This window comes from Streptomyces sp. NPDC047982, assembly GCF_043204165.1.
Classification (GTDB): Bacteria; Actinomycetota; Actinomycetes; order Streptomycetales; family Streptomycetaceae; genus Streptomyces.
Genome location: NZ_JBIDBS010000006.1, coordinates 53,698 through 77,572 on the forward strand (window position 1 = coordinate 53,698; position 23,875 = coordinate 77,572).

General features: G+C 71.2%; 19 protein-coding genes. 8 read left to right on the forward strand and 11 right to left on the reverse strand.

The window, feature by feature from the left end:
* The first annotated feature begins 34 nt into the window (after positions 1-34).
* Both fsxC and fxsT read left to right on the forward strand, forming a co-directional pair.
* Positions 35-1,393 carry an FxsC protein gene (fsxC, locus tag ACGF2V_RS09375; protein ID WP_362623418.1) on the forward strand — a complete coding sequence of 453 codons (1,359 nt, stop codon included), beginning with the start codon at positions 35-37 and terminating at the stop codon, positions 1,391-1,393.
* Entirely contained in the window at positions 1,377-5,306 is a 3,930-nt protein-coding gene (fxsT, locus tag ACGF2V_RS09380; RefSeq protein WP_362705124.1) for an FxSxx-COOH system tetratricopeptide repeat protein, read from the forward strand. The genes fsxC and fxsT overlap by 17 nt, the downstream gene beginning before the upstream one ends.
* A gap of 47 nt (positions 5,307-5,353) precedes the next feature.
* Here fxsT and ACGF2V_RS09385 read toward each other — a convergent pair whose 3' ends face one another.
* The 3 genes from ACGF2V_RS09385 to ACGF2V_RS09395 all read right to left on the reverse strand — a co-directional run bounded on the left by ACGF2V_RS09385 (position 5,354) and on the right by ACGF2V_RS09395 (position 7,431).
* Positions 5,354-6,229, reverse strand: a complete 876-nt coding sequence (locus ACGF2V_RS09385; RefSeq protein ID WP_362623413.1) for an alpha/beta fold hydrolase — start codon at positions 6,227-6,229, stop codon at positions 5,354-5,356.
* Positions 6,230-6,382: 153 nt separating this feature from the next.
* A complete protein-coding gene (locus ACGF2V_RS09390) occupies positions 6,383-6,589 on the reverse strand; it encodes a DUF397 domain-containing protein (protein WP_362623411.1) in 207 nt (68 codons plus the stop codon).
* Complete coding sequence (locus ACGF2V_RS09395) at positions 6,586-7,431, reverse strand: helix-turn-helix transcriptional regulator (protein WP_362623409.1); 846 nt, start codon at positions 7,429-7,431, stop codon at positions 6,586-6,588. Before ACGF2V_RS09395 ends, ACGF2V_RS09390 begins: the two co-directional genes overlap by 4 nt.
* A 307-nt stretch (positions 7,432-7,738) precedes the next feature.
* Here ACGF2V_RS09395 and ACGF2V_RS09400 point away from each other — a divergent pair, with 307 nt between their 5' ends.
* On the forward strand, positions 7,739-8,131 hold the full coding sequence (locus ACGF2V_RS09400; RefSeq protein ID WP_362705121.1) for an ATP-binding protein: 393 nt from the start codon (positions 7,739-7,741) through the stop codon (positions 8,129-8,131).
* A gap of 45 nt (positions 8,132-8,176) precedes the next feature.
* Here the strand turns inward: ACGF2V_RS09400 and ACGF2V_RS09405 are convergent, their stop codons facing one another.
* The 4 genes from ACGF2V_RS09405 to ACGF2V_RS09420 all read right to left on the reverse strand — a co-directional run bounded on the left by ACGF2V_RS09405 (position 8,177) and on the right by ACGF2V_RS09420 (position 11,606).
* Positions 8,177-8,692: a hypothetical protein gene (locus tag ACGF2V_RS09405; protein WP_362623405.1), complete on the reverse strand. Its 516-nt coding sequence runs from the start codon at positions 8,690-8,692 to the stop codon at positions 8,177-8,179.
* A gap of 162 nt (positions 8,693-8,854) precedes the next feature.
* On the reverse strand, positions 8,855-9,694 hold the full coding sequence (locus ACGF2V_RS09410; RefSeq protein WP_362705118.1) for a cytochrome c oxidase assembly protein: 840 nt from the start codon (positions 9,692-9,694) through the stop codon (positions 8,855-8,857).
* Positions 9,694-10,251 (reverse strand): DUF2243 domain-containing protein, encoded by a 558-nt coding sequence (locus ACGF2V_RS09415; protein ID WP_362705115.1) that lies wholly within the window; start codon positions 10,249-10,251, stop codon positions 9,694-9,696. The genes ACGF2V_RS09410 and ACGF2V_RS09415 overlap by 1 nt, the downstream gene beginning before the upstream one ends.
* Positions 10,252-10,559: 308 nt before the next feature.
* Positions 10,560-11,606: an ABC transporter permease gene (locus ACGF2V_RS09420; RefSeq protein WP_362623396.1), complete on the reverse strand. Its 1,047-nt coding sequence runs from the start codon at positions 11,604-11,606 to the stop codon at positions 10,560-10,562.
* Positions 11,607-11,800: 194 nt separating this feature from the next.
* Between ACGF2V_RS09420 and ACGF2V_RS09425 the strand changes: the two genes are divergently transcribed.
* From ACGF2V_RS09425 to ACGF2V_RS09435, 3 genes are all read left to right on the forward strand, one after another.
* Positions 11,801-15,445 carry a DNA polymerase III subunit alpha gene (locus ACGF2V_RS09425; protein WP_362705112.1) on the forward strand — a complete coding sequence of 1,215 codons (3,645 nt, stop codon included), beginning with the start codon at positions 11,801-11,803 and terminating at the stop codon, positions 15,443-15,445.
* On the forward strand, positions 15,442-16,479 hold the full coding sequence (locus tag ACGF2V_RS09430) for a hypothetical protein (protein WP_362623391.1): 1,038 nt from the start codon (positions 15,442-15,444) through the stop codon (positions 16,477-16,479). The genes ACGF2V_RS09425 and ACGF2V_RS09430 overlap by 4 nt, the downstream gene beginning before the upstream one ends.
* A gap of 296 nt (positions 16,480-16,775) precedes the next feature.
* Entirely contained in the window at positions 16,776-17,681 is a 906-nt protein-coding gene (locus ACGF2V_RS09435; RefSeq protein WP_362623388.1) for an alpha/beta fold hydrolase, read from the forward strand.
* Positions 17,682-17,839: 158 nt separating this feature from the next.
* Here the strand turns inward: ACGF2V_RS09435 and ACGF2V_RS09440 are convergent, their stop codons facing one another.
* Positions 17,840-18,037, reverse strand: coding sequence for a hypothetical protein (locus ACGF2V_RS09440; protein ID WP_362623440.1), 198 nt, complete (start codon positions 18,035-18,037; stop codon positions 17,840-17,842).
* Between the two features lie 9 nt (positions 18,038-18,046).
* On the opposite strand from ACGF2V_RS09440, the gene ACGF2V_RS09445 reads away from it, so the two are divergent.
* Positions 18,047-19,594, forward strand: a complete 1,548-nt coding sequence (locus tag ACGF2V_RS09445; RefSeq protein WP_362623387.1) for a trifunctional class I SAM-dependent methyltransferase/NUDIX hydrolase/VOC family protein — start codon at positions 18,047-18,049, stop codon at positions 19,592-19,594.
* A gap of 91 nt (positions 19,595-19,685) precedes the next feature.
* Here ACGF2V_RS09445 and htpG read toward each other — a convergent pair whose 3' ends face one another.
* The 3 genes from htpG to ACGF2V_RS09460 all read right to left on the reverse strand — a co-directional run bounded on the left by htpG (position 19,686) and on the right by ACGF2V_RS09460 (position 23,253).
* The gene (htpG, locus tag ACGF2V_RS09450; RefSeq protein WP_362623384.1) at positions 19,686-21,629 is read right to left on the reverse strand and encodes a molecular chaperone HtpG; all 1,944 of its coding nucleotides are present in this window, start codon (positions 21,627-21,629) and stop codon (positions 19,686-19,688) included.
* Positions 21,630-21,857: 228 nt separating this feature from the next.
* Positions 21,858-22,352: a DUF402 domain-containing protein gene (locus ACGF2V_RS09455; protein WP_362623382.1), complete on the reverse strand. Its 495-nt coding sequence runs from the start codon at positions 22,350-22,352 to the stop codon at positions 21,858-21,860.
* Positions 22,333-23,253 (reverse strand): GNAT family N-acetyltransferase, encoded by a 921-nt coding sequence (locus ACGF2V_RS09460; protein ID WP_362623380.1) that lies wholly within the window; start codon positions 23,251-23,253, stop codon positions 22,333-22,335. Before ACGF2V_RS09460 ends, ACGF2V_RS09455 begins: the two co-directional genes overlap by 20 nt.
* A gap of 80 nt (positions 23,254-23,333) precedes the next feature.
* Here ACGF2V_RS09460 and ACGF2V_RS09465 point away from each other — a divergent pair, with 80 nt between their 5' ends.
* On the forward strand, positions 23,334-23,711 hold the full coding sequence (locus tag ACGF2V_RS09465; RefSeq protein ID WP_362705109.1) for a GntR family transcriptional regulator: 378 nt from the start codon (positions 23,334-23,336) through the stop codon (positions 23,709-23,711).
* Positions 23,712-23,875 lie beyond the last annotated feature (164 nt).

Here is a 23,875-nt window from a genome sequence, read left to right on the forward strand (position 1 = left end):
TGATGAATTCGCTCGCATTCATCTCTCACCTCGGATGCGGGTGCTCACACAGGACGGGGGTCGTGTGCACGCAACAACACAACAGCGAGCGGCGGACCATCGGCCGTACTTCTTCCTGAGCTATGCCCATACACCGGGGTACGGCCGTGGAACCGACCCCGACATGTGGGTCGAGCGGCTCTTCCAGGATCTCTGCGGCCATGTGATGGCCATGACCGATCTGCCCGCCGGAGCGTCCGCCGGGTTCATCGACCGGGAGATAGGCGCCGGTGAGGGCTGGTCGGAGCGACTGGGCGAAGTGCTCGCCACCTGCCGGGTGTTCGTTCCGCTGTTCTCGCCGCGCTATTTCGCCAGCGAGATGTGCGGCAAGGAGTGGTACGCCTTCGCACAGCGCACCATTCACCACCACGCCCGCTCCAACCAGCGCGCCGAGGCGATCGTCCCGGCGCTCTGGGTTCCGGTGCCGCCCAGCCAACTGCCGGGCCCCGCAGAGCGGTTGCAGTTCAATCACCGCGACTTCGGGGACCGCTACGTCAGCGACGGGCTGTACGGGCTCATCAAACTCAGGCTTTTCGCGGAGGAGTACGAGCGCGCGGTGTACGAACTCGCCAAGCGCATAGTCAACGTGGCGGACACCATACGGCTCGGCACCGGGCGCCCCGTCGACTACCGCATGGCTCCCAGTGCCTTCGGTCCGCCGAACAGTACGGTCGCCCCCCGTCCGATGCAGGTGACCATAGCCGCACCGACCCGGCACGACCTGCCCGAGGGGCGCAGTGCCGACTACTACGGCGACACCCCGCAGGACTGGAACCCTTATCACCCCGCCGCCGTCCGGCCGCTGGCCTACGTCGCCGAGGACCTGGTCCGCTCCCTCAACTACCAGGCGACCATTTCCTCGTTCGACGAGCAGTCGGGGCATCCGGAGGGCAAGCAGGCGCCCAGCAGGCCGGAGATCCTGCTCGTCGACCGCTGGGCCCTCCAGGACGAGGACCGGCGCCGGCGGCTCGCCGCCTTCGACGCCGAGAACCGCCCCTGGGTGACGATGGTCGTGCCGTGGAACCGGGAGGACGGCGAGAGCCGGGCGGCCGAGGCCGAACTGACCGAGAAGCTCGAACGGACCATGCCGACCAAGATGCGCCAGGGCCGGGCCTTCTGCCGCGCGGCCGCCAAGGGCGTACCCAGCATGGAGGCGTTCGGGCAACTCCTGCCGCAGGTGGTGGAGGTGGCCGCCCAGCAGTATTTGCGGCATGCGGCGGTCTACCCGCCCGCCGCCGGTGGCGGACAGCCCGAACGGACACGCTTGACGGGGCCGATGGCGCAGACGCACCACGTCCCCGAGACACACGACCCTGCGACGGATGCGGAGGACACGGATGACGGCCGGTCGTGACGGGCGCATCGTCACCTTCTACTCGTACAAGGGCGGCACCGGGCGCACCATGGCCCTCGCCAACACCGCCTGGATACTCGCGGCCAACGGGCAACGGGTACTGGCCGTCGACTGGGACCTGGAGGCGCCCGGGCTCCACCGGTTCTTCCACCCCTTCCTCGACCCCTCGACACTCGGCGCCACCACCGGCGTCATCGACCTGATCACCGAGTACGCGTGGGCCGCGACCAGCCCCGCCCAGCGCGCCGACGACTGGCACCGCGACTACGCCCGCATCCAGCCGCACGCCGTGTCCCTCACGCCCGAGGCGCTCGGCTGGGAGTTCCCGCACGGAGGCACGCTCGACTTCGTCTCCGCGGGGCGCCAGAACCGCGAGTACTCCGCGACGGTCTCCACCTTCGACTGGGACAACTTCTACGACCGGCTCGGCGGCGGTCACTTCTTCGACGCCCTGCGCGACGACATGAAGACCAACTACGACTACGTCCTCATCGACAGCCGGACCGGCCTCAGCGACATCGCCGACATCTGCACCGTCCACCTGCCCGACATCCTCGTCGACTGCTTCACCCTCAGCGACCAGTCCATCGACGGCGCCGCCTCCGTCGCCCGGCAGATCTCCGAGCGCTACACCGGCCGCCCCATCGCCATCTACCCCGTCCCGATGCGCATCGACGAGGGCGAGAAGGAGAAGGCCGACGCCGGACGGGCCCTGGCGCGGCTGAAGTTCGACCGGCTGCCGCGCGATCTGTCCGGGGACGAACTCACCGCCTACTGGGGCGCGGTGGAGATTCCGTACCGTCCTTACTACGCGTACGAGGAGACGCTCGCCACCTTCGGTGACGAGGCCGGTCTCACCAACTCGCTGCTCTCCGCCTTCGAGCGGCTCACCGCCGTCATCACGGACCGGCGGATCACCTCGATGCCGCCGGTAGCCGAGGAGGTGCGGCTGCGTATCCGCGACGCGTTCACCCGGCGCAGGCCGACCCTGCCCGCCGATCTCTTCCTCAACTACGTGGCGGAGAACCGGATGTGGGCCGACTGGATCGAGTCCGTGCTCACCCGGGCCGGATTCCGGGTCGTGCCGCGTGACATGTCCGCCGAGCGGGAGGGCGTGGAGCATACGGCTGCGGACAACTCGGCCCGCACCATGGTGCTGCTCTCCAACGCGTACCTCAAGTCGCAGCGCGCCGTGAGCGCCTGGAACCGGGCCGCGGCCGAGGACCCCGGTGGCGGTCGGCGCCATCTGCTGCCGGTCAGGGTGGGTGACGTGCGGCTGTCGGCGCCCTACATCGACCGCAACCCCGTGGACCTCTTCCGGCTCGACGAGGTGCACGCGACGGCAGCCCTGCTGCGCGCCCTGGACAGGCCCGTGCAGCTCACCGACGGGGTGGCGCCCGGACCGCGCTTTCCCGGAACCGTCCCCAGGATCTGGAACGCGCCGCCGCGCAACCCCGGCTTCACCGGCCGCTCCCTGGTCCTGGAGCGGATGCGCGACCAGTTGGGCGGCGGCCTGGCCGTCGTGCTGCCCCAGCCGCAGACCCTGTACGGCCTCGGCGGCGTCGGCAAGACCCAGGTGGCCCTGGAGTACGTGCACCGCTTCATGGCCGACTACGACCTGGTCTGGTGGATATCGTCGGAGCAGACCGACGACGTGGTGGCCTCGCTCGCCGAGCTGGCCGCGCGGATCGGCGCCCAGGGCGGCGACGACATGGCCGCCGCCTCGCGCGAGGCGGTGGACCTGCTGCGGCGCGGCGTGCCCACGGACCGCTGGCTGCTGGTCTTCGACAACGCCGACGACCCCGAGCGGCTCAGGCGGTACTTCCCGCAGGGCGGTTCCGGGCACATCCTGGTCACCTCGCGGAACCAGTCGTGGTCGCAGCACGGTGACGCGCTGCCCGTCGACGTCTTCCTGCGCGAGGAGTCCGTCGAGCACCTCCAGCGCCGGGCCCCCGGGCTGAGTGTCGAGGACGCCGACCAGGTGGCTACCGCAGTCGGCGACCTGCCGCTCGCCGTCGAGCAGGCGGCGGCCTGGATCGCGGAGACCGCCACCCCGGTCGGCACGTATCTCGAACAGCTGGCCCAACAGGCCGCCGAGGTCCTGGCCCTCAACCAGCCGGCCGGCTACCCGCAGCCGGTCGCCGCGACCTGGAACATCTCCATCGAACGGCTCAAGGAGCGCTCGCCCGCCGCAGTGCGGCTGCTCCAGCTCTGCGCCTTCTTCGCCCCGGAGCCGATCTCCAGCAACCTTCTCTACAGCAAGGAGATGATCGAGGCGCTGAAACCGTACGATCCCTCGCTCCAGGAAAAGCTGGTGCTGGGCCGGGTCATCCGGGAGATCGGTCGCTTCGCCCTCGCCAAGGTCGACCAGGTGTCCAACTCCATCCAGGTGCACCGCCTCGTCCAGGCCGTCATCCGGGCGCAACTCAGCGAGGAGGAGCGGCGCAACGCCCGGCACGCGGTCCACCGCATCCTCGCAGGCGCCCGGCCCGACGACGACGAACCCATCGACAACCCCGCGACCTGGCCGCAGTTCGCGACCATCTGGCCGCACTTGGCACCCTCCGACGCCCGCAACTGCAAGGAGCCCGAGGCTCGCAGGCTGCTGATCGACCGGGTCCGATACCTCTGGAAGCGCGGGGAGTTCAGGACCGCGATGGCCCTGTGCGAGGAACTGCGCGCCATATGGAAGGAGACCCTGGGCGAGCGGGACATCCAGTACCTCTACCTCTGCTTCCACCTCGCCAACATCTACCGCTCGCGCGGCCGTTACGTGGAGGCGCGGGAGCTGGACGAGACCACCTTGGCGGTCCAGCAGGAAGTGCTGGGCCCGGAGCACCCGCACACGTACATGAGCATCAGCGGCCTGGCGACGGACCTGGGCACGCTCGGCGAGTACACCAGGGCGATCGAGCTGGCCACCGAGGCCACCGAGGGGTTCAACCAGATCTTCCACGAGTCGCACCCCAGGACCCTGGCGGCGGCGAACAACCTGGCGTTCATCCTGCGGTCCGTGGGGCAGTACGCGCGGGCCCGGGAGATCGACCAGGACGTCTTCGACCAGAGGGTCGAGGTGCTGGGGGCGGAGCACCCGTACAGCCTGTCCTCGGCCATGAACCTGGCCCGCGACCTGCGCGATGTCGGGCGGTACGAGGACTCCGTCAACATCCTCAGTCGTACGTACGACAGTTACAAGGCCACGCTCGGGCGCATGTTCCCCGGCACGCTGAGCGCGGCGAAGAGCTTGGCGGTCTCGCTGCGCAGGGCGGGCAGACTGGAGGACGCCCGCCGGCTCACGGTCGCCACCCGCGCCCGGTACCGGGCCAAGTTCACGGCGGCCAACCCGGAATGGCTCGCCTGCGACCTCAACATGGCGGCCGACCTGTACGCGGCGGGGGAGCCCGCCGAGGCGAGGGACACCGCGCAGGAGGTCGTCGACCAGTACGTCAAGGTGCCGGGGGAGAAGCATCCGACCACTTTGGCGGCGATGAACAACCTCGCCGTCTACCAGCTGGGGGTCGGCCAGGTGGAGGAGTCGGAGCGGGCGCTGACCCGGGCGGTGGCGATGATGCGGGAGGTGTACGGGCATGAGCACCCCAACACGTTGTTCTGCGTGATGAACCTCGCCAACGCAACGGCCGAACGGGGCGATCTGGAGCTGGTGCTGAGGACCGAGCGGAAGCTGGCCGGACAGCTCAAGGACGTACTCGGGGCGCATCACCCGGAGACCCTGGCCATGATGTCGAACATGGCGGTCACGCTCGACGCGATGGGGAACGGCGAGGAGGCGGCGCGGCTGCGGGCGGAGACGGGCGACGAACTGGCCCGGCAACTCGGCGACGACCACCCGATGACCCGGATCGCGCGGGACGAGCGCCGGTTCGAACGCGAGCTGGAACCGATGCAGGTGTGACCGTCCGGGGGTGTCCGGCGACCGTCGGGCGCCCCCGGGCTTCGCTCTCATCCCGTGACCGGCTCCAGCAGCCAGTTGAGGATCCGGGGCAGGGCATGCAGGGCGTCGAAGTGCGCGGCGGCCGGTTCCACCACGACGGTCGAGTTCGGGATGCGCTCGGCCAGCCAGCGGGAGTGGCCCACCGGTGTGAACACGTCCTTCTCGCCGTGCCACAGCATCACCGGGCCGGGGATGTCAGCGGGATCGAACCCCCACGGCCGGCTGAACGCGATCGCGTCGTCGATCCACCCCCATGCCGAGGTGCGCAACGCCTCACGGTAGTTGCGCAGCAGCATGCTGCGGACCCCGGCGTCGTTGACCACCATCCGGTCGGATTCGGTCAGCTCCCGGCGCAAGTCGTCGATGAGCCGGACCGGGTTCTTCCTGATCACCGCGGACCGTGAGATGAACGACTCCGCGAGACCGTCCGGATCGGTCGCCGCGGTGGAGTACGCCAGCACGTTGGAGGCGGCCATCCCCTCGAACCAGTCGAGCCCGTCGGCGCCCCAGGGCGCCAGCCCGACCAGCGCGGCGGTACGGGTCACCCGCTCGGGCATCAGCGCGGCGCAGGCCAGCGCGTGCGGAGCACCCCCGGACCGCCCCACCACGGCGAACCGTTCGAGCCCGAGGTGGTCCGCGATAGCCCGTACGTCCTGCACGGCATCGGCGACGCAGCGGCCCGGCAGCCGGTCGGAGCTCCCGTAGCCCGGCCGGTCGTAGGCGATGAGTTGTGTCTTGCGCTGGTACAGCACCATGCCGCGCGGGGCCGGACCGAGCCTGCTGCCGGGCATCCCGTGCAGCAGGAAGACCGGTCTGCCGTGCGGATCGCCCAGGCGCTCCACCATCAGATGCCGCCCGTCCTTCGCGTGCACCCGACTTCGCACTCCGCGCCTCCTTTGTGTGGTGCGGGCACGGCGTGCCCGGCTTCCCGCCCCGAATCGATGATGGCCCATCAGAGTCCTTATGGGGACGGCGCGTTGGGAAACGAGGGAGGTCTTTGGGGAGTGCGTTCACCCTACTGCCGGTGCCTCGCCGGGCTACCCGCGGGCGAACGTGACGAATGCCGCCCATTCGCCCCGTTCGATCCGGAGCACGAGTCCGGCGTCCGCCGCCTTCGAGTCCCGTACGCACACGGTGCTGTGGTCGACGGCCACCTCTACGCAGTCGCCGCCGTCCGATCCGCTGTAGCTGCTCTTGAACCAGCGCAGCTCGTCCGTGCTCCTGGTTACCTGCTTCGTGCTCATGCCTCTCCCGCCAGCCGTTCGATGAGCCGCGCAGACTCCTCGACATTCAGGGCCTGCGAGCGAAGCTTGCCATACCGCAAACCGAACGTGCTGACCTCCGTCGGATCGCTGACGACGCAGCCGATGCCTTGTGATTCGAAGTACCCGAGGTGTCGAAGCTCCTTCGTCTGTACCGTCACGAAGGGCCCGTTCTTACCCGGATGGAACCCGCGCTTGGCGGGCATCACCTGAATCTCTACGTTGCGCAAAGCACCTACTTCCAACAGGTGCTGCCACTGTCTGTGCATTACTTCCGGGTTGCCCACCGGGTCGCGCAGTGCCTCTTCACCGATGATGAACGACAGTTCCGCAAGTGGGTCCCGAGTCAGCAGCTTCTGGCGTGCCAGTCGTGCCTCGGTACGCTGATCGGTGATCTCCTCGCTCAGCGGCGGGCAGTGCCCGGCGAACACGGCCCGTGCGTATGGTTCCGTCTGCAACAGGCCAGGCACCAGCAGCGGGTCGTACGAGAACCGGCTCAGTACCTCTGCCTCGATGAGCGCGAAGTTGCGGAAGAATTGCGGCAGCTTCGCTCGGTCCACGTCGGCCTGAAGGACCTGCAACAGCCCGCCCGAGGCGAGAGTCTGGTCCGCCGCTACGGTGAACGCCTCCTTCGCGGGGCGTCGTCCCTGTTCGACGGAGGCGACCTGTTCCTGGGAGTAGCCGATGGCATCGCCGAGCGCCTGCTGGTTCATCCCGGCTCGTTTGCGCAGGTGCTGGAGGAGTTTGCCGTAGGCCACCCACACCCCCGGCAGGTCGCTGTCCTCCTTGGTCTTCGCTGCACGGCTGTTGCGTACGTCGCGCATGGCCGTCACCACTCCTTCCGTGACCGTTCCGCCGGTCCCAGGCACCCGTAGCGTTCCTCAACTCCACTACGTCTGGGAAAGGTTCAACGGAACGGCCTTTTCCGGGGATACGGTGACCGTCCCGTACGGCACCCGTACAGGGCCCGTACAAATCTGGGCGGCCCTTCCGCGCCGTGCTCGTACCGCCGCTGTCCCGTACGGCCGTCGTACCTGGTCAGCGGGGTGATCACCCGCTCACGATGGTCCGGTGACGCAACACGCAAGTACCCAAGAACCAAGCACGTCCACAGCCGAGTTCAGGATCCAGTTGAGCAGCACCAGGCGCGGCGCACGGCTGGCGCGCACTCTCGCCGTGCAGCAGCTCACCGAGTGGTGGGGAGTTCCGTACGATTCGGAGTCGGTCCGGACCGTCGCCCTGGTCACGGCTGAGTTGGCGTCCAACGCCATCACCCACGGCCACCTGCCCGGTCGTGATTTTCGGTTGACGCTCCATCTCCTGCGCGGGGCAGTCCGTATCGAGGTGACGGACACCCGCCCGGACCACCTCCCGCCCCAGTCACCACCTGGCCCCGTCTCGGCCGACGCCGACTCGGGTCGTGGTCTTCTTCTGGTCGGCGCCTGCGCGAGCCGCTGGGGCTTCACCGTGCGCGACGGCCTGACCAAGACCGTCTGGGCGGAAGTGGCGCTCCCGGAGAGGTGAGCAGCAACCGGCCCGACGGCCGGGCCGTCCGTGGAGCGCGCGGGATCAGACGGCGGGCGTCGACTCCAGGTGGTACGTCGTGTCGACCCAGAAACCGTTCGTGGCCCTGGCCCTGATCTCCAGAACGTACTCTCCGGGGAGCAGGGGCGCGATGCCTCCCCAGAGACCCCATGTGTAGCGCTGGGTCGACTCCGTCCTGAACGATGCGGTGAACTCGCGCAGCGGCAGCGGAAGGCCGTTGAGCGACGCGGTGGCCTCCGCCACGGCCATGGACAGGGGCACCCTGGAGTACGACCGTGGGTGCTGCATGTTGAGCACGGGGAAGAAGAGCGGCCGGTCCGAGGGGACCGCGCAGCGCCGCACCACGCGGCCGCCGTACGTGCCCGCCAGGAACCAGAGGTCGTCCGGCTGGTTCCAGTCGGCGTACTCGCCGGTCGTGTCCTTGACCGGGCTGCGGTCGTCGGGGGCGGACAGGGCCCACGTCCACCATCGGCCCGAGAGCTCCCCGCCCTCCGCGTCGCTCGGCTTCCACGTACCGTCCGCCGAACCGGTACCACTCATGACGCACCCCTCCCACGTGCGGCCCCTCGCCCCGGGGCCTGATCCGAACCGTGCTCTGTCGTCGAAGTGCTGTCGTTCGGCCGGCGGCAGTTCGACGACAGGGCCTGGCGGACAGTATCCCGGGGCGGGGGCTCCGCGAGCGGCGGGAGCCGGCCCGTCGGTTCAGTGTGCTCCCGCCGCATGCGGCTTCGGGCGTGGGGGCGACGGCACGGCTGCCGAGGTGCGGCGCTCGGGCCGCCAGGTGGCGACCAGCGCGGCGGCCAGCAGCAGCTCGGCGATGTCACCGCCGTAGTACATGATCTCCGCTGCCTGCTGGACCTGGTCGACGGGGGCGCGGACGTCGACGAAGATTCCGCCGTACATGGCCTGGGCGATCAGGGCGTGGACGGCGATCGCGGCGCCCAGGTACACCAGCCGCGCCCGCACGCCGGGCCGGGTGGGAAGGGGGTCGGGGCCGGCGACGACGGAGGCGAAAAGGTATCCGGACGCGAGGAAGTGGGCGTGCATCAGCCAGTGCCCCGCCGGGTGGTCGGCAGCGGTGTTGTACAGCGGTGTGAAGTACAGCAGCCCCAGGGTGCCGGTGCTGAGCGCCAGTGCCACCGCGGGGTGCGTGGCCGGCCGGGCGAGCGGGCTGTGCAGGACCGCCGTCACTCGTCGGGCCGCGGCAGGCGGCAGGGTACGCAGCAGGAGGGTCACCGGCGCCGCCAGCGCCAGTGCCGTCGGCGCGTACATGCCGATCAGCATGTGCTGGGCCATGTGCAGGCGGAAGTCGCCGTGCGCCGCCGTGGCCAGCGGCGGCAGCAGAGCGACGGCGAGCAGGGCCAGCCCGGCCAGGAAGGAGGCCGTCCGCCAGGGGTTCCAGCCCTGGGCGGGGTTGCGGCGCCGGGCCAGGCGCGCGGCGAGCAGACAGCCGACCGCGGCGGCGAGCAGGACCAGCGCGGTCAGCGCCGTCCCCGCGCCGATGGCGCCGGCCCCGTGGTGGGCGGGGTGCATGTCGCCCATCAGACGCGGCTCCCGGCCCGCTCGGCGCCACGGGGGGCGCCGGGGACGAAGGGGCGGCCGCTGCGCTGGAGCAGGTGGCCGCAGACGACGAGCAGGGCGCCCAGGGCGAGGAAGCCTGCGTCCCACCACACCTGGTGGGGGCCGTCGTGGACGTGGTGGATGCCCAGGATCTGGTGGTCCAGGAGCCCCTCGACCAGGTTGAACAGACCCCAGCCGACCAGGATCCAGCCCCACAGCACCCGCGAGGTCCATACCGCCCGCCGGTTGTGGGTGATCCGGGAGTACAGGAGGGCCAGGCCCAGCAGGACGGCGATCCAGCACACGGTGTGGAAGATGCCGTCCCACAGGGTGTTCATCTGGAGCCCGGACACCGTTCTCGGGTTGTAGAACTTCACCCCGATGCGGTCGTGGTTGGTGCTGCTGAGCATGTGGTGCCAGCGCAGGAGCTGGTGCAGCAGGATGCCGTCGAGGAACCCGCCGAGCCCCACGCCGAGGGCGAGGCCCGGCATCCGGAGGCTGCTCGGCTCTTCCGTGGCCGTGCCGGCCGTGGTGGCCATGACCCGTTCTCCGTCCTGTCGGCGGTACGCGCGGACTTTCCGGACACGGTTTCCCGCCGGGCTCACCTCGATCACTCATGTGTGCGGTACTTCAGCCGAATCGCCCAGGCCGCGGCCCGCCGCGCCGTCCGCGGCGGCGGGCCGCCCGGTGCGCGTGGTCGACGCTCGTCGCCGGAGTCCGCGCCGTGCAGGCTCCGAACGGGTGAGGTCCGCCGGCATGACGCGATGCGGCGTGCCCGGTGCCGACGAGATCGCGACGAACCGCGAACCGCGGGAGAACGGCTGGTCGCCGAGCCGCGCGGGGCGGATCAGTCGTCGGCGTCGACCACCGAGCCGAACGGCGGCGGGGCGTCGGCGATGTCCTGCGGGGTGCGGCGCATGGCGACCAGGAAGGTGACCAGCGTGCTCACCGCCGCCCAGGCGGACAGCACCAGCAGCGGTCCGGTGATCGCGTTGCCCTTGAAGTAGGCGATCGAGCGGGCCACCCAGGTACCGGCTCCGGGCGGCAGTGCGGGGCCGATCGTCCGCCAGAAGTCCGGGAGCATCGGCAGCGGGAAGGCGCCGCCGGCGCTCGGGTTGCCCGCGATCACCACGATCAGGACGGCCAGGCCGATACCGACGATGCCGGTGAGGGCCTGGAGGGCGAGGGTGAGCATGCCGACCGCGAAGACGGTCAGCGCCCCCAGCCCCGACAGGCCCCAGAAACTTCCGGGCAGGGCGCCGAGAATCGGGCCGATGATGAGCGCGCCGCCGATTCCGCCCAGTACGGAGTAGAGCGCCATGACGCCGGTACGGATCAGCGCGCGCTTCCCGTTGGCGGGTTTGGCGCCGGCGCTGATCGCCAGGATCGAGGCGCAGAGATAACCGCCCACGCACCAGCCCACCACCAGGTAGAAGGACGAGATCCCGTTGAAGTCCTGAGCGGAGGCGGGGGCCAGGTCCACGGACCGCACCGTGCGCTGCTGGGCCTGCTCCACCTTCGTGAGGGTCTTGGTCAGGGTGTCGGCCATGGCGGTGCCGCCGCCGGAGGCGACGAGGACGGTGTCGGTGGTGCCGGTGGGGTCGACGATCAGGGCGCCGTCGATCTCGCGATTCAGGATGTGCTCACGGGCCGTGGCCTCGTCGGCGACCGCGCGGGGGTCCAGCGGGCCGCCCGGGAGGTTCTCCAACTCGGTCAGGAGCTGCGTGGACATCTGCTGGGGAGCGACGACCCCGAAGGGGATCTGCGTCGGTTTCGGTTTGTGCAGGGCCCCGACGTAGGAGGCGATGAAGAGGAGTTGCAGTGCGAGTACACCGATGACGAGCACTGCGGCTCGTGGAGTGACGGCGTTCTTCACCTCGTCGACGAAAGTCATGTCCTCACAATCCGGAGTATCGGCCGTTAGTGCGGGAAAAGTGGGCCAAACGGTTGAACGGTACACGGGCATGGGCGCTGGGTGCGCCCTGTCCCCGCTCGTACCCCCTTGAGTGTCGTACGAATGTTCGAAAAGTGGTTTATGGTGGAGAGCGAGGGGATGGTGGTGAGTGCGGATCGGTCCAGGAGGTGCGGATGCCAGGGTTCACGCATCTGCATACTGTTTCCGGGTTCTCCCTGCGGTACGGGGCCTCGCACCCGGAGCGGCTGGTGGGGTGCGCCGCGGAGCGGGGGATGGACGCACTCGCGCTGACCGACCGCGACACGCTCGCGGGAACGGTCCGCTTCGCCAAGGCGTGCGAGCGGGCCGGGGTGCGGCCGATCTTCGGGGTGGAGCTCGCGGTGGGAGCCGCGGCGGGGGCCGCGCGGGCGGAGCGTGCCGGAGAGGGCGGGGGCGCGCATCGGCAGCGGACACCGGTCCGGGGCGGTGCCTTTGTCGACGAATCGGCTCCCCGAGTCACCTTCCTCGCCCGGGACGGGGCGCGGGGCTGGGCGGAACTGTGCCGCCTCGTCACCGCCGCGCACTCCGGGGTCGGGGGCGCGTACGCCGGAGCCGGAGGTGCCGCGTACGCCGAAACCGGACCTGCGCCCGGTGCGGACGGGGGTACGGGCGCGAGGGCGAGGCAGCCCCTCGTCGACCGGTCCGCGCTGCCCGGCGAAGGGCTCGTCGTGCTGCTCGGCCCCGCCTCCGACGTCGGCAGGGCGCTGGCCGCCGGCCGTCCGGACCGGGCCGCCGCGCTGCTCGCCGCCTGGCGGGAGATCCATGGCGACGACCTGCGCCTCGAAGCCGTCCACCACGACGGGCGCGAGGGCACCGGCCCCGGATCGTTGCGGCTCGCCGCGCGTACCGTCGGCTTCGCCGCCGAGCAGGGGGTAGGGGCCGTGCTGACCAACGCCGTCCGGTACGCCGACCCCGGGCAGGGGCCGGTCGCCGACGTGCTCGACGCGGCGCGCCTGCTGGTGCCCGTCGATCCCCGCCGCGCCCCGCTGGACAGCGGCGAGCGCTGGCTGAAGGACGCCCGCGCGATGGCCGAGACGGCCGAGCGGATCGCCTCCGCCGCCGGGCTCGGGCAGGGCGCCGGGGCGCGGCTGCTCGCGGAGACCCGGCGCACCGCCGACGCCTGCGTCGTCGACCCCCACGGCGACCTCGGCCTCGGTGCCGTCCACTTCCCCGAACCGCACCTCGTCGGCGCCGCCCACCGCACCGCCCAGCGGGTGCTGGCCTCCCGCGCCGCCGCCGGAATGGTGCTGCGCGGCTACGACCGCAGGCGCGACTACTGGGAGCGGTTGCGCCGGGAACTGGACATCATCGCCCATCACGGTTTCGCCTCATACTTCCTGACGGTCGCTCAAGTAGTAGACGACGTACGGGAGATGAAGGTCAGGGTGGCCGCCCGGGGGTCCGGAGCGGGCTCCCTCGTCAACCACCTCCTCGGGGTCGCGCACGCCGATCCGGTCGAGAACGGGCTGTTGATGGAGCGCTTCCTCTCCAAGCGCCGCGCCGTGCTGCCCGACATCGACATCGACGTCGAGTCCGCCCGGCGGCTCGACGTGTACCGCGCGATCTTCGAACGCTTCGGCGCCGAACGGGTCGCGACCGTCTCCATGCCCGAGACCTACCGGGTGCGCCACGCCATCCGGGACGTCGGCGCCGCGCTCTCCATGGACCCGGCCGAGACCGACCGGCTCGCCAAGGCATTCCCGCACATCCGGGCCCGAGACGCCCGCGCGGCCCTGGCGGAACTGCCCGAACTGCGCGACGTGGCACGGGAGAAGGACCGCTACGGGCGGCTCTGGGAACTGGTCGAGGCGCTGGACGGCCTGCCGCGCGGCATCGCCATGCACCCGTGCGGGGTGCTCCTCTCGGACGCGTCCCTGCCGCGCCGGGTGCCCGTCGTGCCCACCAGCGGGGAGCACTTCCCGATGGCGCAGTTCGACAAGGAGGACGTGGAGGACCTGGGGCTGCTCAAGCTCGACGTACTGGGCGTACGGATGCAGTCGGCGATGGCGCACGCGGTCGCCGAGATCAAGCGGGCCTCGGGGCAGGACGTGGACCTGGACGCCGTGCCGCCGGGCGACCCGGAGACGTACCGGCTGATCAGGAGCGCCGAGACGCTGGGCTGCTTCCAGATCGAGTCGCCGGGCCAGCGCGATCTCGTCGGCCGGCTCCAGCCCACCGGCTTCCACGACCTGGTGGTCGACATCTCGCTGTTCCGGCCGGGTCCGGTCGCCGCCGACATGGTGCGGCCGTTCATCGCGGCACGGCACGGCCGGGCGCCCGCCCGCTACCCGCACCCCGATCTGGAAAAGCCGCTGCGCGAGACGTACGGAGTGGTCGTCTTCCACGAGCAGATCATCGAGATCCTCGACATCATGACCGGCTGCGGACGGGACGAGGCCGACCGGGTGCGGCGCGGACTCTCCGACCCCGCCTCGCAGGACCGGATCAGGGTGTGGTTCGCGCAGCGGGCGGCGGAGCGGAGGTACGACGCCGAAGTGATCGCCCGGACCTGGGAGATCGTCGAGGCGTTCGGCAGTTACGGCTTCTGCAAGGCGCACGCGGTCGCCTTCGCCGTACCGACGTACCAGTCGGCGTGGCTCAAGGCGCACCACCCGGCGGCCTTCTATGCCGGGCTGCTCACCCATGACCCGGGGATGTACCCGAAGCGGCTGCTGCTCGCGGACGCGCGACGGCGCGGGGTGCCGGTGCTGGGGCTGGACGTGAACCGCTCGGCGGCCACTCATCGAATCGAACTGGTGCCTGCTGGCGGGAAGGGTGCCGGGGGCTCAGGGGAGGGCTCCGGGGTCTGGGGGGTGCGGCTCGCGCTCTCGGACGTCCATGGCATCAGCAGAGCCGAGGTCGCCCGGATCGAGGCCGGGCAGCCCTACACCTCACTGCTGGACTTCTGGCAGCGGGCCAGGCCGGGCAGGCCGGTCGCCGAACGACTCGCCCAGGTGGGTGCGTTGGACGCGTTCGGTGCCAACCGGCGTGATCTGCTGCTGCACCTGTCCGAGCTGCGCCACGTCCAGCGGGGCGCCGGTTCCGGTTCAGGCGCCGGTGAGCAGCTTCCGCTCGGCGGGGGCCACCGGACCGGTTCGGTCGGGCTGCCGGACCTCAACGAGGCCGAACGCCTCAGTGCCGAACTGGGCGTCCTGAGCATGGACGTCTCCCGTCACCTGATGGAGGATCACCACGCGTTCCTGAAGGAGCTCGGAGCGGTCTGCGCCAAGCGGCTGCGCGAGGCACGGCACGGGCAGACCGTGCTGGTCGCGGGGGCCAAGGCAGCCACCCAGACCCCGCCGGTCCGCTCCGGCCGCCGGGTCGTCTTCACCACCCTGGACGACGGCACCGGCCTGGTCGACCTGGCCTTCTTCGACGACAGCCACGCGGCCTGCGCGCACACCGTCTTCCACTCCTGGCTGCTGCTGGTGCGCGGAGTGGTGCAGCGGCGCGGACCGCGGAGCCTGAGCGTGGTCGGCTCGGCCGCCTGGAACCTGGCGGAACTGGCCGAACTGCGGCGCACCGGCGGGCTCGACGCGGTCGCCGCCCGTCTGGCCGAGGAGCCCCCGGCCGAGGAGCCCCCGGCCGGAGAGCCCCGGGCCGGGAAGCCTTCGCCCGGGGAGCCCGCAGCCGGGACTCGCGTGCCCGACGGCGAGGGCCGCCGCGTCCGGCTGCCGACGGGGTACGAGATGAACCCCTGGTCGGACCTCCAGCCGCCCGGCGAGGGCGTCGCCACCGGCAGGAAGCTGTGGCACCAGAGCCCGGGGAGCGCGGGATGAGCGGCATCGACCGGGATGTGCCGGGAGTACCGGGGACCGAGGCGCTGGGCATCCTGTACCTGCGTTTCCGCATGGTCGGTGGCGGCCCCCCGGACGCCGTCCGTTACGAGGAACTGCTCGCCCTGCTCGGCACGTTCACCCCGATGGTCGAGGCGGTCCGGCCCGACGGGGCGCTCGCCGACGTGCGCGGCGCGCTGCGGTACTTCGGCCAGGACGCGAGGGGGCTGGCCTCGGTGATCCGGGTCCGGGCGCTCGCCCTGCACGGCGTGGACTGCGCGATCGGGGCGGGGGAGAATCCGATGCTGGCCCGGGCGGCGGCCCGCCGGGCGGCCCCCGGAACGACCTTCGTGGTGCCCCGGGGCGCGGGAGCCGGGTTCATCGCCGCCGAGCCGGCCACGGCGCTGGACGGCGTCGGGGCGGCGACGGCCCGCACCCTGCGCGGCTACGGGCTCGACTCCGTCGGCCGGATCGCGGCGACCCCGCTCGGCACCCTGCAACGGATCACCGGCGTGCGGACCGGGCGGGACCTGTGGGAGCGGTCGCGAGGCATCGACCGCACAGCGGTCGCGCCGGGTGCGCCCGCCCGGTCCGTCACCGCCGAACGGACCTTTCCGTACGACGAGTTGGACCAGGAGCGGCAGCGCCGCGCGCTCCTTTCGCTCACCGAGGAACTGGGCGCGGGGATGCGCGGGGACGGGCAGGTGTGCAGGGGGCTCACGGTCCTCGTGCGCCATGCCACCCGGACCGGGTACGCCACGCTGAGCCGCAGCCGTACGCTCCCGGAACCCACCGCCCACTCCGCGGCGCTCACCGACCTCGCGTACCGGATCCACGACTCGCTCGGACTGCAACGAGCCCGGGTCCGGGGGATCGCGCTGCGCGCGGAGGGGCTGACGGACGCCGAACGGGCCGCGCACCAGCTGTCGCTCGATCCGGCGGACGAACGGGCGCGCCGGATCGAGGCGGTGGCGGACCGGCTGCGGGACAAGTACGGCCCACGGGCCGTGATGCCGGGGCGCCTCGCGGACGACTGATCCCCGCGCTGCCCGTCGGCTCCCGTGCTGTCCGCTGGCCCCTGCGCACTGTCCACGAGGGGCCCGTGCCGCCCGTTCCGACCCTTTGGGCCGTCGAATTCCGCGCCGCCCGCTGGGCGTGACGCCGCGTCATATCCGCTGAGTCATCAGTTTTTACCGACGCGTAACTTCCCATGCCTCCCTGCCCATGCGTAATTTGGCCTGAGCACACGGAAGATCAGACCGTCAGAACTTGTGGTCCGGGCCGCAGGGCGTACACCCATCGCAACTCCCTTGAGCCGCAAGGAGACCACACGATGCTGCCCCGGACCCGTGCGTCGCGCGTCCTCCGTGCCCGGAGAACCCTCGCCGCGCTGCTCCTCGCCGTCGCCGCAGTCGCCGCCCCCACGGCCACGGCCACGGCCGCCGCCGAACCCGCCACGCTCACGTCCACCGCCGCCACGTCCCGCGGCTGGAACGACTACTCCTGCAAGCCCTCCACGGCCCACCCCCGGCCCGTCGTCCTGGTCCACGGAACCTTCGGGAACTCGATCGACAACTGGCTGGCCCTCGCCCCCTACCTCGTCAACCGCGGATACTGCGTCTACTCCCTTGACTACGGGCAGTTGCCCGGCGTCCCGCTCTTCAACGGCCTCGGCCCGATCGACAAGTCGGCCGGCCAGCTCGCCGCCTTCGTCGACAAGGTGCTCGCCGCCACCGGAGCGCCCGAGGCCGACCTCGTCGGCCACTCCCAGGGCGGGATGATGCCGAACTACTACCTGAAGTTCCTCGGCGGAGCCGCCAAGGTGAACGCCCTGATCGGGATCGCCCCCGACAACCACGGCACCACCCTCCTCGGCCTGACGAAACTCCTGCCGTACTTCCCGGGCGTGGAGCACCTGCTCAACACCAACACCCCCGCCCTCGCCGACCAGGTGGCGGGCTCCCCCTTCCTCACCAAGCTCAACGCGGGCGGCGACACCGTGCCCGGAGTCCGGTACACGGTCATCGCGACCAAGTACGACGAGGTCGTGACCCCGTACCGCACGCAGTTCCTGGACGGGCCGAACGTCCGCAACGTCGTGGTCCAGGACCTGTGCCCGCTCGACGTCTCCGAGCACGTGGCGATCGGCACCCTCGACCGGATCGCCTACCACGAGGTGGCGAACGCCCTCGACCCCGCCCGCGCCACACCGACCACCTGCGCCTCGGTCATCGGTTAGCACGGTGACCGCTCCCGGTCCGGACCGGGAGCGGCGGGCGCGGGCCTGGTCCGGGACGTTCCGCGGAGGTCACGGCCAGGACACCGGGGTTGCCGTGCACGCTGATCCCGGCCGTGGGCGGTCGTGTCGGCGCAGGTTGCGGGTGACCCGTGCGTCCGTCAGGTCCGGTGGGTGGCCGACGGCCCGTCGGCCACCCGCTGGAGGCGGAGCTGGCCGATTTCCGCGGCGTTCTTCATCAGTTCCGCGTTCACCCAGGCGACCATGTGCGCGACGGTGTGCCGGGGGTCGTTCTGCCACGGGAACGGGGCGGTCGCGCCCGCCCGTACGCGCACGCCGTTGTCGGTGGTGGATGGCACGATCGGACCATGACGACGATCGACTGGGACTCCGCGGCCGACTCCTTCGACGAGGAGCCCGACCACGGGCTGCTCGACCCGGTGGTCCGGCACGCCTGGGCGCGGCGGCTGGAGAGCTGGCTGCCCGGCGCCCGCTCCGAGGTGCTCGACCTGGGGTGCGGCACCGGGAGCCTCGCGCTGCTCGCCGCCGGGCAGGGGCACCGGGTCACCGCGGTCGACCGGTCCCCGCGCATGGCGGAGCGGGCGCGGGCCAAGCTCGCCGGGACGGGGGCCGAGGTGCTCCTCGGGGACGCGGCACGGCCCCCGGTCGGTGGACAGCGGTTCGACGTGGTCATGGTGCGGCACGTGGTGTGGCTGCTGCCCGATCCGGCGGCGGCCCTGCGTCACTGGTTCGACCTGCTGCGGCCCGGCGGCCGGCTGATCCTGATCGAGGGCGTGTGGGGCGGGGTCGGTCTGCCCGCCGGTCGACTGACCGGGCTGCTCTCGGAGTTCACCGAGCGCGTCCACCACGAGCCGCTCTCCGGCGACCCGGACCTGTGGGGCGGGCCGGTCGACGACGAGCGTTACGCACTGGTGGCCCGTGCCGAACCGCCGCGGCGGCACACCGAGGTCGTCGACGTGCACCTGATCCTGCGCCGCGGCCCGGACGTGCTGCTCGCCCGCCGGGCCGGCACGGGATACGCCGACGGGCTGTTGCACTGTCCGTCCGGGCACGTCGAGGACGGCGAGGACGTCCGCGAGGCGATGATCCGCGAGGCCGCCGAGGAGATCGGTGTCGAGCTCGGTTTGGACGAGCTGCGGGTCGCGCTGGTCATGCAGCACCGGGGCCCCGGCGGCAGTCCCAGGACCGGCTGGTTCTTCGAGGCCGAGTACGATCCCGCCCGCCCGCCCTGCAACCGCGAACCGGACAAGTGCTCCGAGCTGGAGTGGTTCCCGCTGGACGCGCTCCCGGACGACAGCGTCGCCTACTGCCGCGCGGGGCTCGACGGCTACCGGGCGGGGGAGCACTTCCTGATCCACTGGCACGAGGACGGCGACCCCGTGGCGTACCAGCCGCACGGCGCCCGCCGCGCCGTCCCGTTGCCGGCCGGAGGGACGGGCACCGGAGGGGTTCACCACATCGAGCTGTGGGTGCCCGATCTGGCGACGGCCGAGCGCGGCTGGGGCTGGCTGCTCGGTGAGCTGGGCCATGTCCCGTACCAGCACTGGGAGCACGGGCGGAGCTGGCGACGCGGCGACAGCTACGTGGTGGCCGAGCAGTCGCCCGATCTGACCGGTCAGGTGCACGACCGGTGCCGCCCCGGGCTCAACCATCTGGCGTTCCACGTCCGGGACCGGGCCACCCTCGACGCGCTGGTGGCCGAGGCTCCGGCACACGGCTGGCGGCAGCTCTTCCCGGACCGCTACCCGCACGCGGGCGGGGAGGAGCACGTCGCCGCCTATCTGGAGGACGCGGCGGGGTACGAGGTGGAGCTGGTCGCCGGGATCGCACAGGCCCGCCCGGCACCGCAGGAGCCGGATCCGCACGCCGACGTGCGGGAGCGCGGCCGGGACTGACGGCCGCTTGGGGGCACGGTCCCGGCGGGCGTCCGGGGAGCGGCAACCGGCCGGGGACGCGTCCCCGGCCGGTGGTGTGGCGGGCCCTCGGTCACAGGGTGCGTTCGAGGCGGTCGGCCATCAGCTTCACGAAGCGCGACGGGTCGCCCAGCTCCCCGCCCTCGGCCAGCAGCGCCAGGTCGTGCAGGAGCTCGGCCGTCTCCTCCAGACCCGTGGTGTCCTGCTCGGCGCGCTCGGCGTAAGCCCGGTTCAGCCCGCCGACCAGCGGGTGCGCCGGGTTGAGTTCGAGGATGCGCTTGACGTCCGGAACGGGCTGGCCCATCGCGCGATACATGTTCTGCAGGGCGGGCGTCACGTCGTGCGTGTCCGAGACGACGCAGGCGGGCGAGACGGTGAGGCGCGAGGAGAGACGCACCTCCTTGACGGTCTCGCCGAGCCGCTCCGTCATCCAGGAGAGCAGATCCGCGTACTCCTGCTGACGGTTCTCCCGCTCGGTCGCCGCCTCCTTCTTCTCCTCCTCGGTACCGAGGTCGATCTCGCCCTTGGCGACGGACCGCAGCTTCTTGCCGTCGAACTCGGGCTCCGCCTCGACCCACACCTCGTCGACCGGATCGGTGAGCAGCAGCACCTCGATGCCCTTGGCCCGGAACGCCTCCATGTGCGGGGAGTTCTCGATGGCCTGCCGGGACTCGCCCGTCAGGTAGTAGATGTGCTCCTGGCCCTCCTTCATCCGTTCCACGTACTGCCGCAGCGTGGTCGGCTCGTCCTTGTCGTGGGTCGTGGCGAAGGAGGCGATCTTGAGGATGGCGTCGCGGTTCTCGAAGTCGCTCAGCAGCCCTTCCTTGACGACGCGGCCGAACTCCCGCCAGAACGTGGCGTAGCGCTCCGGGGCGGCGGTCATCATGTCCTTGACCGTCGACAGCACCTTCTTCGCCAGGCGGCGGTGCATCATCTGGATCTGACGGTCCTGCTGGAGGATCTCGCGCGACACGTTGAGCGACAGGTCCTGCGCGTCGACGACACCCTTCACGAAGCGCAGGTACGGCGGCATCAGCGCTTCGCAGTCGTCCATGATGAAGACGCGCTTCACGTAGAGCTGGATGCCGCGCTTGTACCCCTGCATGAACAGGTCGTGGGGCGCGTGCGACGGGATGAAGAGCAGTGCCTGGTACTCGAAGGTGCCCTCCGCCTGGAGCCGGATGGTCTCGAGCGGATCGATCCAGTCGTGGCTGATGTGCTTGTACAGCTCGTGGTACTCGTCGTCCGAGACCTCGTCGCGCGAGCGTGCCCACAGGGCCTTCATCGAGTTGAGGGTCTCGGGTTCGCGCGGGGCGTCGTCGGAGCCCTCCCCGGTGTCCGTCGCGTCGGCGCCGGTCTCCGGGGTCATCCTGATGGGCCAGGTGATGAAGTCCGAGTACCGCTTGACGATCTCCCTGATCTTCCACGGGGAGGTGTAGTCGTAGAGCCGGTCCTCGGTGTCCTCCGGCTTGAGTCGGAGCGTGACCGAGGTGCCCTGCGGGGCGTCGTCGACGGTCAGAATCGTGTACGTGCCCTCGCCGGTCGACGTCCAGCGGGTGCCCCGGGTCTCGCCCGCGCGCCGGGTCAGCAGGGTGACCTCGTCGGCCACCATGAAGCTGGAGTAGAACCCGACCCCGAACTGGCCGATCAGTCCTTCGGCCGCGGCGGCGTCCTCGGACTCCTTGGCCTCCTTGAGTTCGCGCAGGAACGCGGCGGTGCCCGAATTCGCGATCGTCCCGATGAGCTGGACCACTTCGTCGTGCGACATGCCGATGCCGTTGTCCCGCACGGTCAGCGTGCGGGCCTGCTTGTCGGCCTCGATGTCGATGTGGAGGTCCGACACGTCCGCGCCGAGCGAGTCGTCGCGCAACGCTTCGAGCCGCAGCTTGTCGAGCGCGTCGGAGGCGTTGGAGACGAGTTCGCGCAGGAACACGTCCTTGTTCGAGTAGATCGAGTGGATCATCATCTGCAGAAGCTGGCGCGCTTCCACCTGAAACTCGAACGTCTCAGTGGGCATATCCGTGATTCCTTCTCAGGTCACCGGGTGGGGAGCTGACCTGAGCACTTTAATTGAGCTGGTCATCACGGAGAGTCGGTTCTCCGAGGTTGGCCGTGCGTGATCGTTCGTCCTCCGCCCCGGCAGGTCCGTCCCGGCCGATCCGCCCGGCCGATCCGCCCGGCCGATCCGCCCCGCCCCATCCGGCCGGGGCGGGGGACCGAAAGGCCGTCCCGGCCGCCGGACGCGTCACCCGAGCAGTGCGGCCGGACCGTCCGTCCTGGCGAGCCGTTCCAGCTCGTCCAGTGCCCGCCGGGCCGCGCCGGCCGCCGCCGGGTCGCGGCCGGCGAGGCCGCTCGCCTCGAACTCGTCCTCGTCCAGCCGCAGCACGGACGAGCCGTCCGCCGACACCCACAGATCGAGGTCCAGGTCCTCCACCACCAGTTCCCCGTCCCGCAGCACGGCGGGCCGGGTGATGTCGCAGTACCAGCCCTTGAGCCCGCCCGTCCCGGTCCGGACCTCCTTCACGGCGTACCAGCGGTCGCGCCAGTAGTGCTCGGTGAACACGTCCCCGGGCTCGAACCGTACGAAGCCGAAGTCCCGGACCGCCGGCGCCGCCCAGGGCGCCCGCACCGTGATCCGCGTGCCGTCGTCGCGGACCAGGTCCGCCGGGTATCTGATCTTGGTCCGCCCGGCCTTCACCAGGGCGACCAGGAGCGAGGAATCAGCCGAGCTCACGGACATGCCGCACCTCCGTGGCACAGATCTCGTAGCCGAACCAGCGGTTGATCGCCAGCATCGGGCCGTTGCCCGCGTCGTTGCCGGTGTACGCGTCCGTGTACCCGGCCGCGCGCGCCCGGCGCAGCGAGTCGTGCTTGGCGAGCTTCGCCAGGCCCCGGCCGCGGTACGCGCGGCGGGTACCGGTCATTCCCGACATGTAGCGGGTCCGGCCGTCGGTCCGCGCCGCGGTGAACGCCGCCACCTCTCCGTCCACCATCACGACCGACGTGAGGTCGTGGTCGAGTGCGGGGTGGTGCCAGGTCTTGCGGAGCCAGTCCTCGTAGTCGGACAGATCGACGGGGGTGTCGCTCGGTTCGTCGGCCGTGGTCTCGCGGTCCGCGTCGAAGAGCGGGCGCGGGTCGTCCGCGAAGTCCGCCCCCGTGCGCAGTTCGACGCCCGCCGGGACGGCCGGGCAAGGCGGTAGCGAGCCGCTTGCCAGACCGAGGCGGAGGAAGTGCGCCGAACGGCTCGGCGCGTAGCCGCGCCGCTCCGCGAAGGCACGGTTCGACGGGGTGTCGAGCACCCAGGTGTGGACGGTGCGTGCCCCCTCCATCGCCAGATGCTCCTCGGCCGTCCGCAGCAGCAGCCCGCCCGCGCCACGCCCGGTGCGGTCCGGGTGCGTGTACGGGTCGCAGAAAGCCTGCCCGGGTTCGGGGCTGTCGTGCACGAGTCCGGTTCGGGCGATTGCGATGATCTCCCCGTCCTCCTCGGCGACCAGTAGTCGGCGGCGCTCCTCGGACCGGGCGGAGGCGAGGTCGAAGGCGACCTGCTCGGGAGTGGTCACGAGGTAGGGCATCGCGGCATGTCCGACGCGCGCCCAGGCAGCGGCGTCTGCGGGCAGGAAGTCGCGAACAAGGACAGTCATGGGCCGGACGTTACGCGTGGGCGCGTACGACCGCCCCTGATTTTCCGGCGGCGGGGACAGCGGTGGGGGACAATCGGCGGGTGACTCTCAAGATCGTCCTTGATCCGGGCTCCGGCATCGCCCCGTACGAGCAACTGCGCACGCAGATCTCCGAACTGGCCCGCTCCGGCGCCCTGCCCGTCGGTTTCAGACTCCCGACCGTACGCGGTTTCGCCGAGGAACTCGGTCTCGCCGCGAACACCGTCGCCAAGGCGTACCGGGCGCTGGAGACCGACGGGGTGATCGAGACCCGGGGCCGCAACGGCACGTTCATCGCCGCGGCCGGTGAGGCGGCGGACCGTCACGCGGCGGCCGCGGCCCGGGAGTACGCCGAGCAGGCGCGGCGGCTGGGTCTGTCGCGGGCCGAGGCGCTTTCCCTGGCCGAGGACGCGGTGCGGGCAGCGTACGCGGCGCACTGAGCCGGCGTGCGGGGAGCACCCTGCCCCGCCTCATGACCCGGGACCGGCCCCGGGCGGTTCGCGAACGGCCGGAACGCGGGCCCGGAACCGTCCGGGCGCGGGACGGGAACGGCACGGGCGTGGCCGGGGAACGATACGGGCGTGGCCCGGGCCGCCGTGCTCCG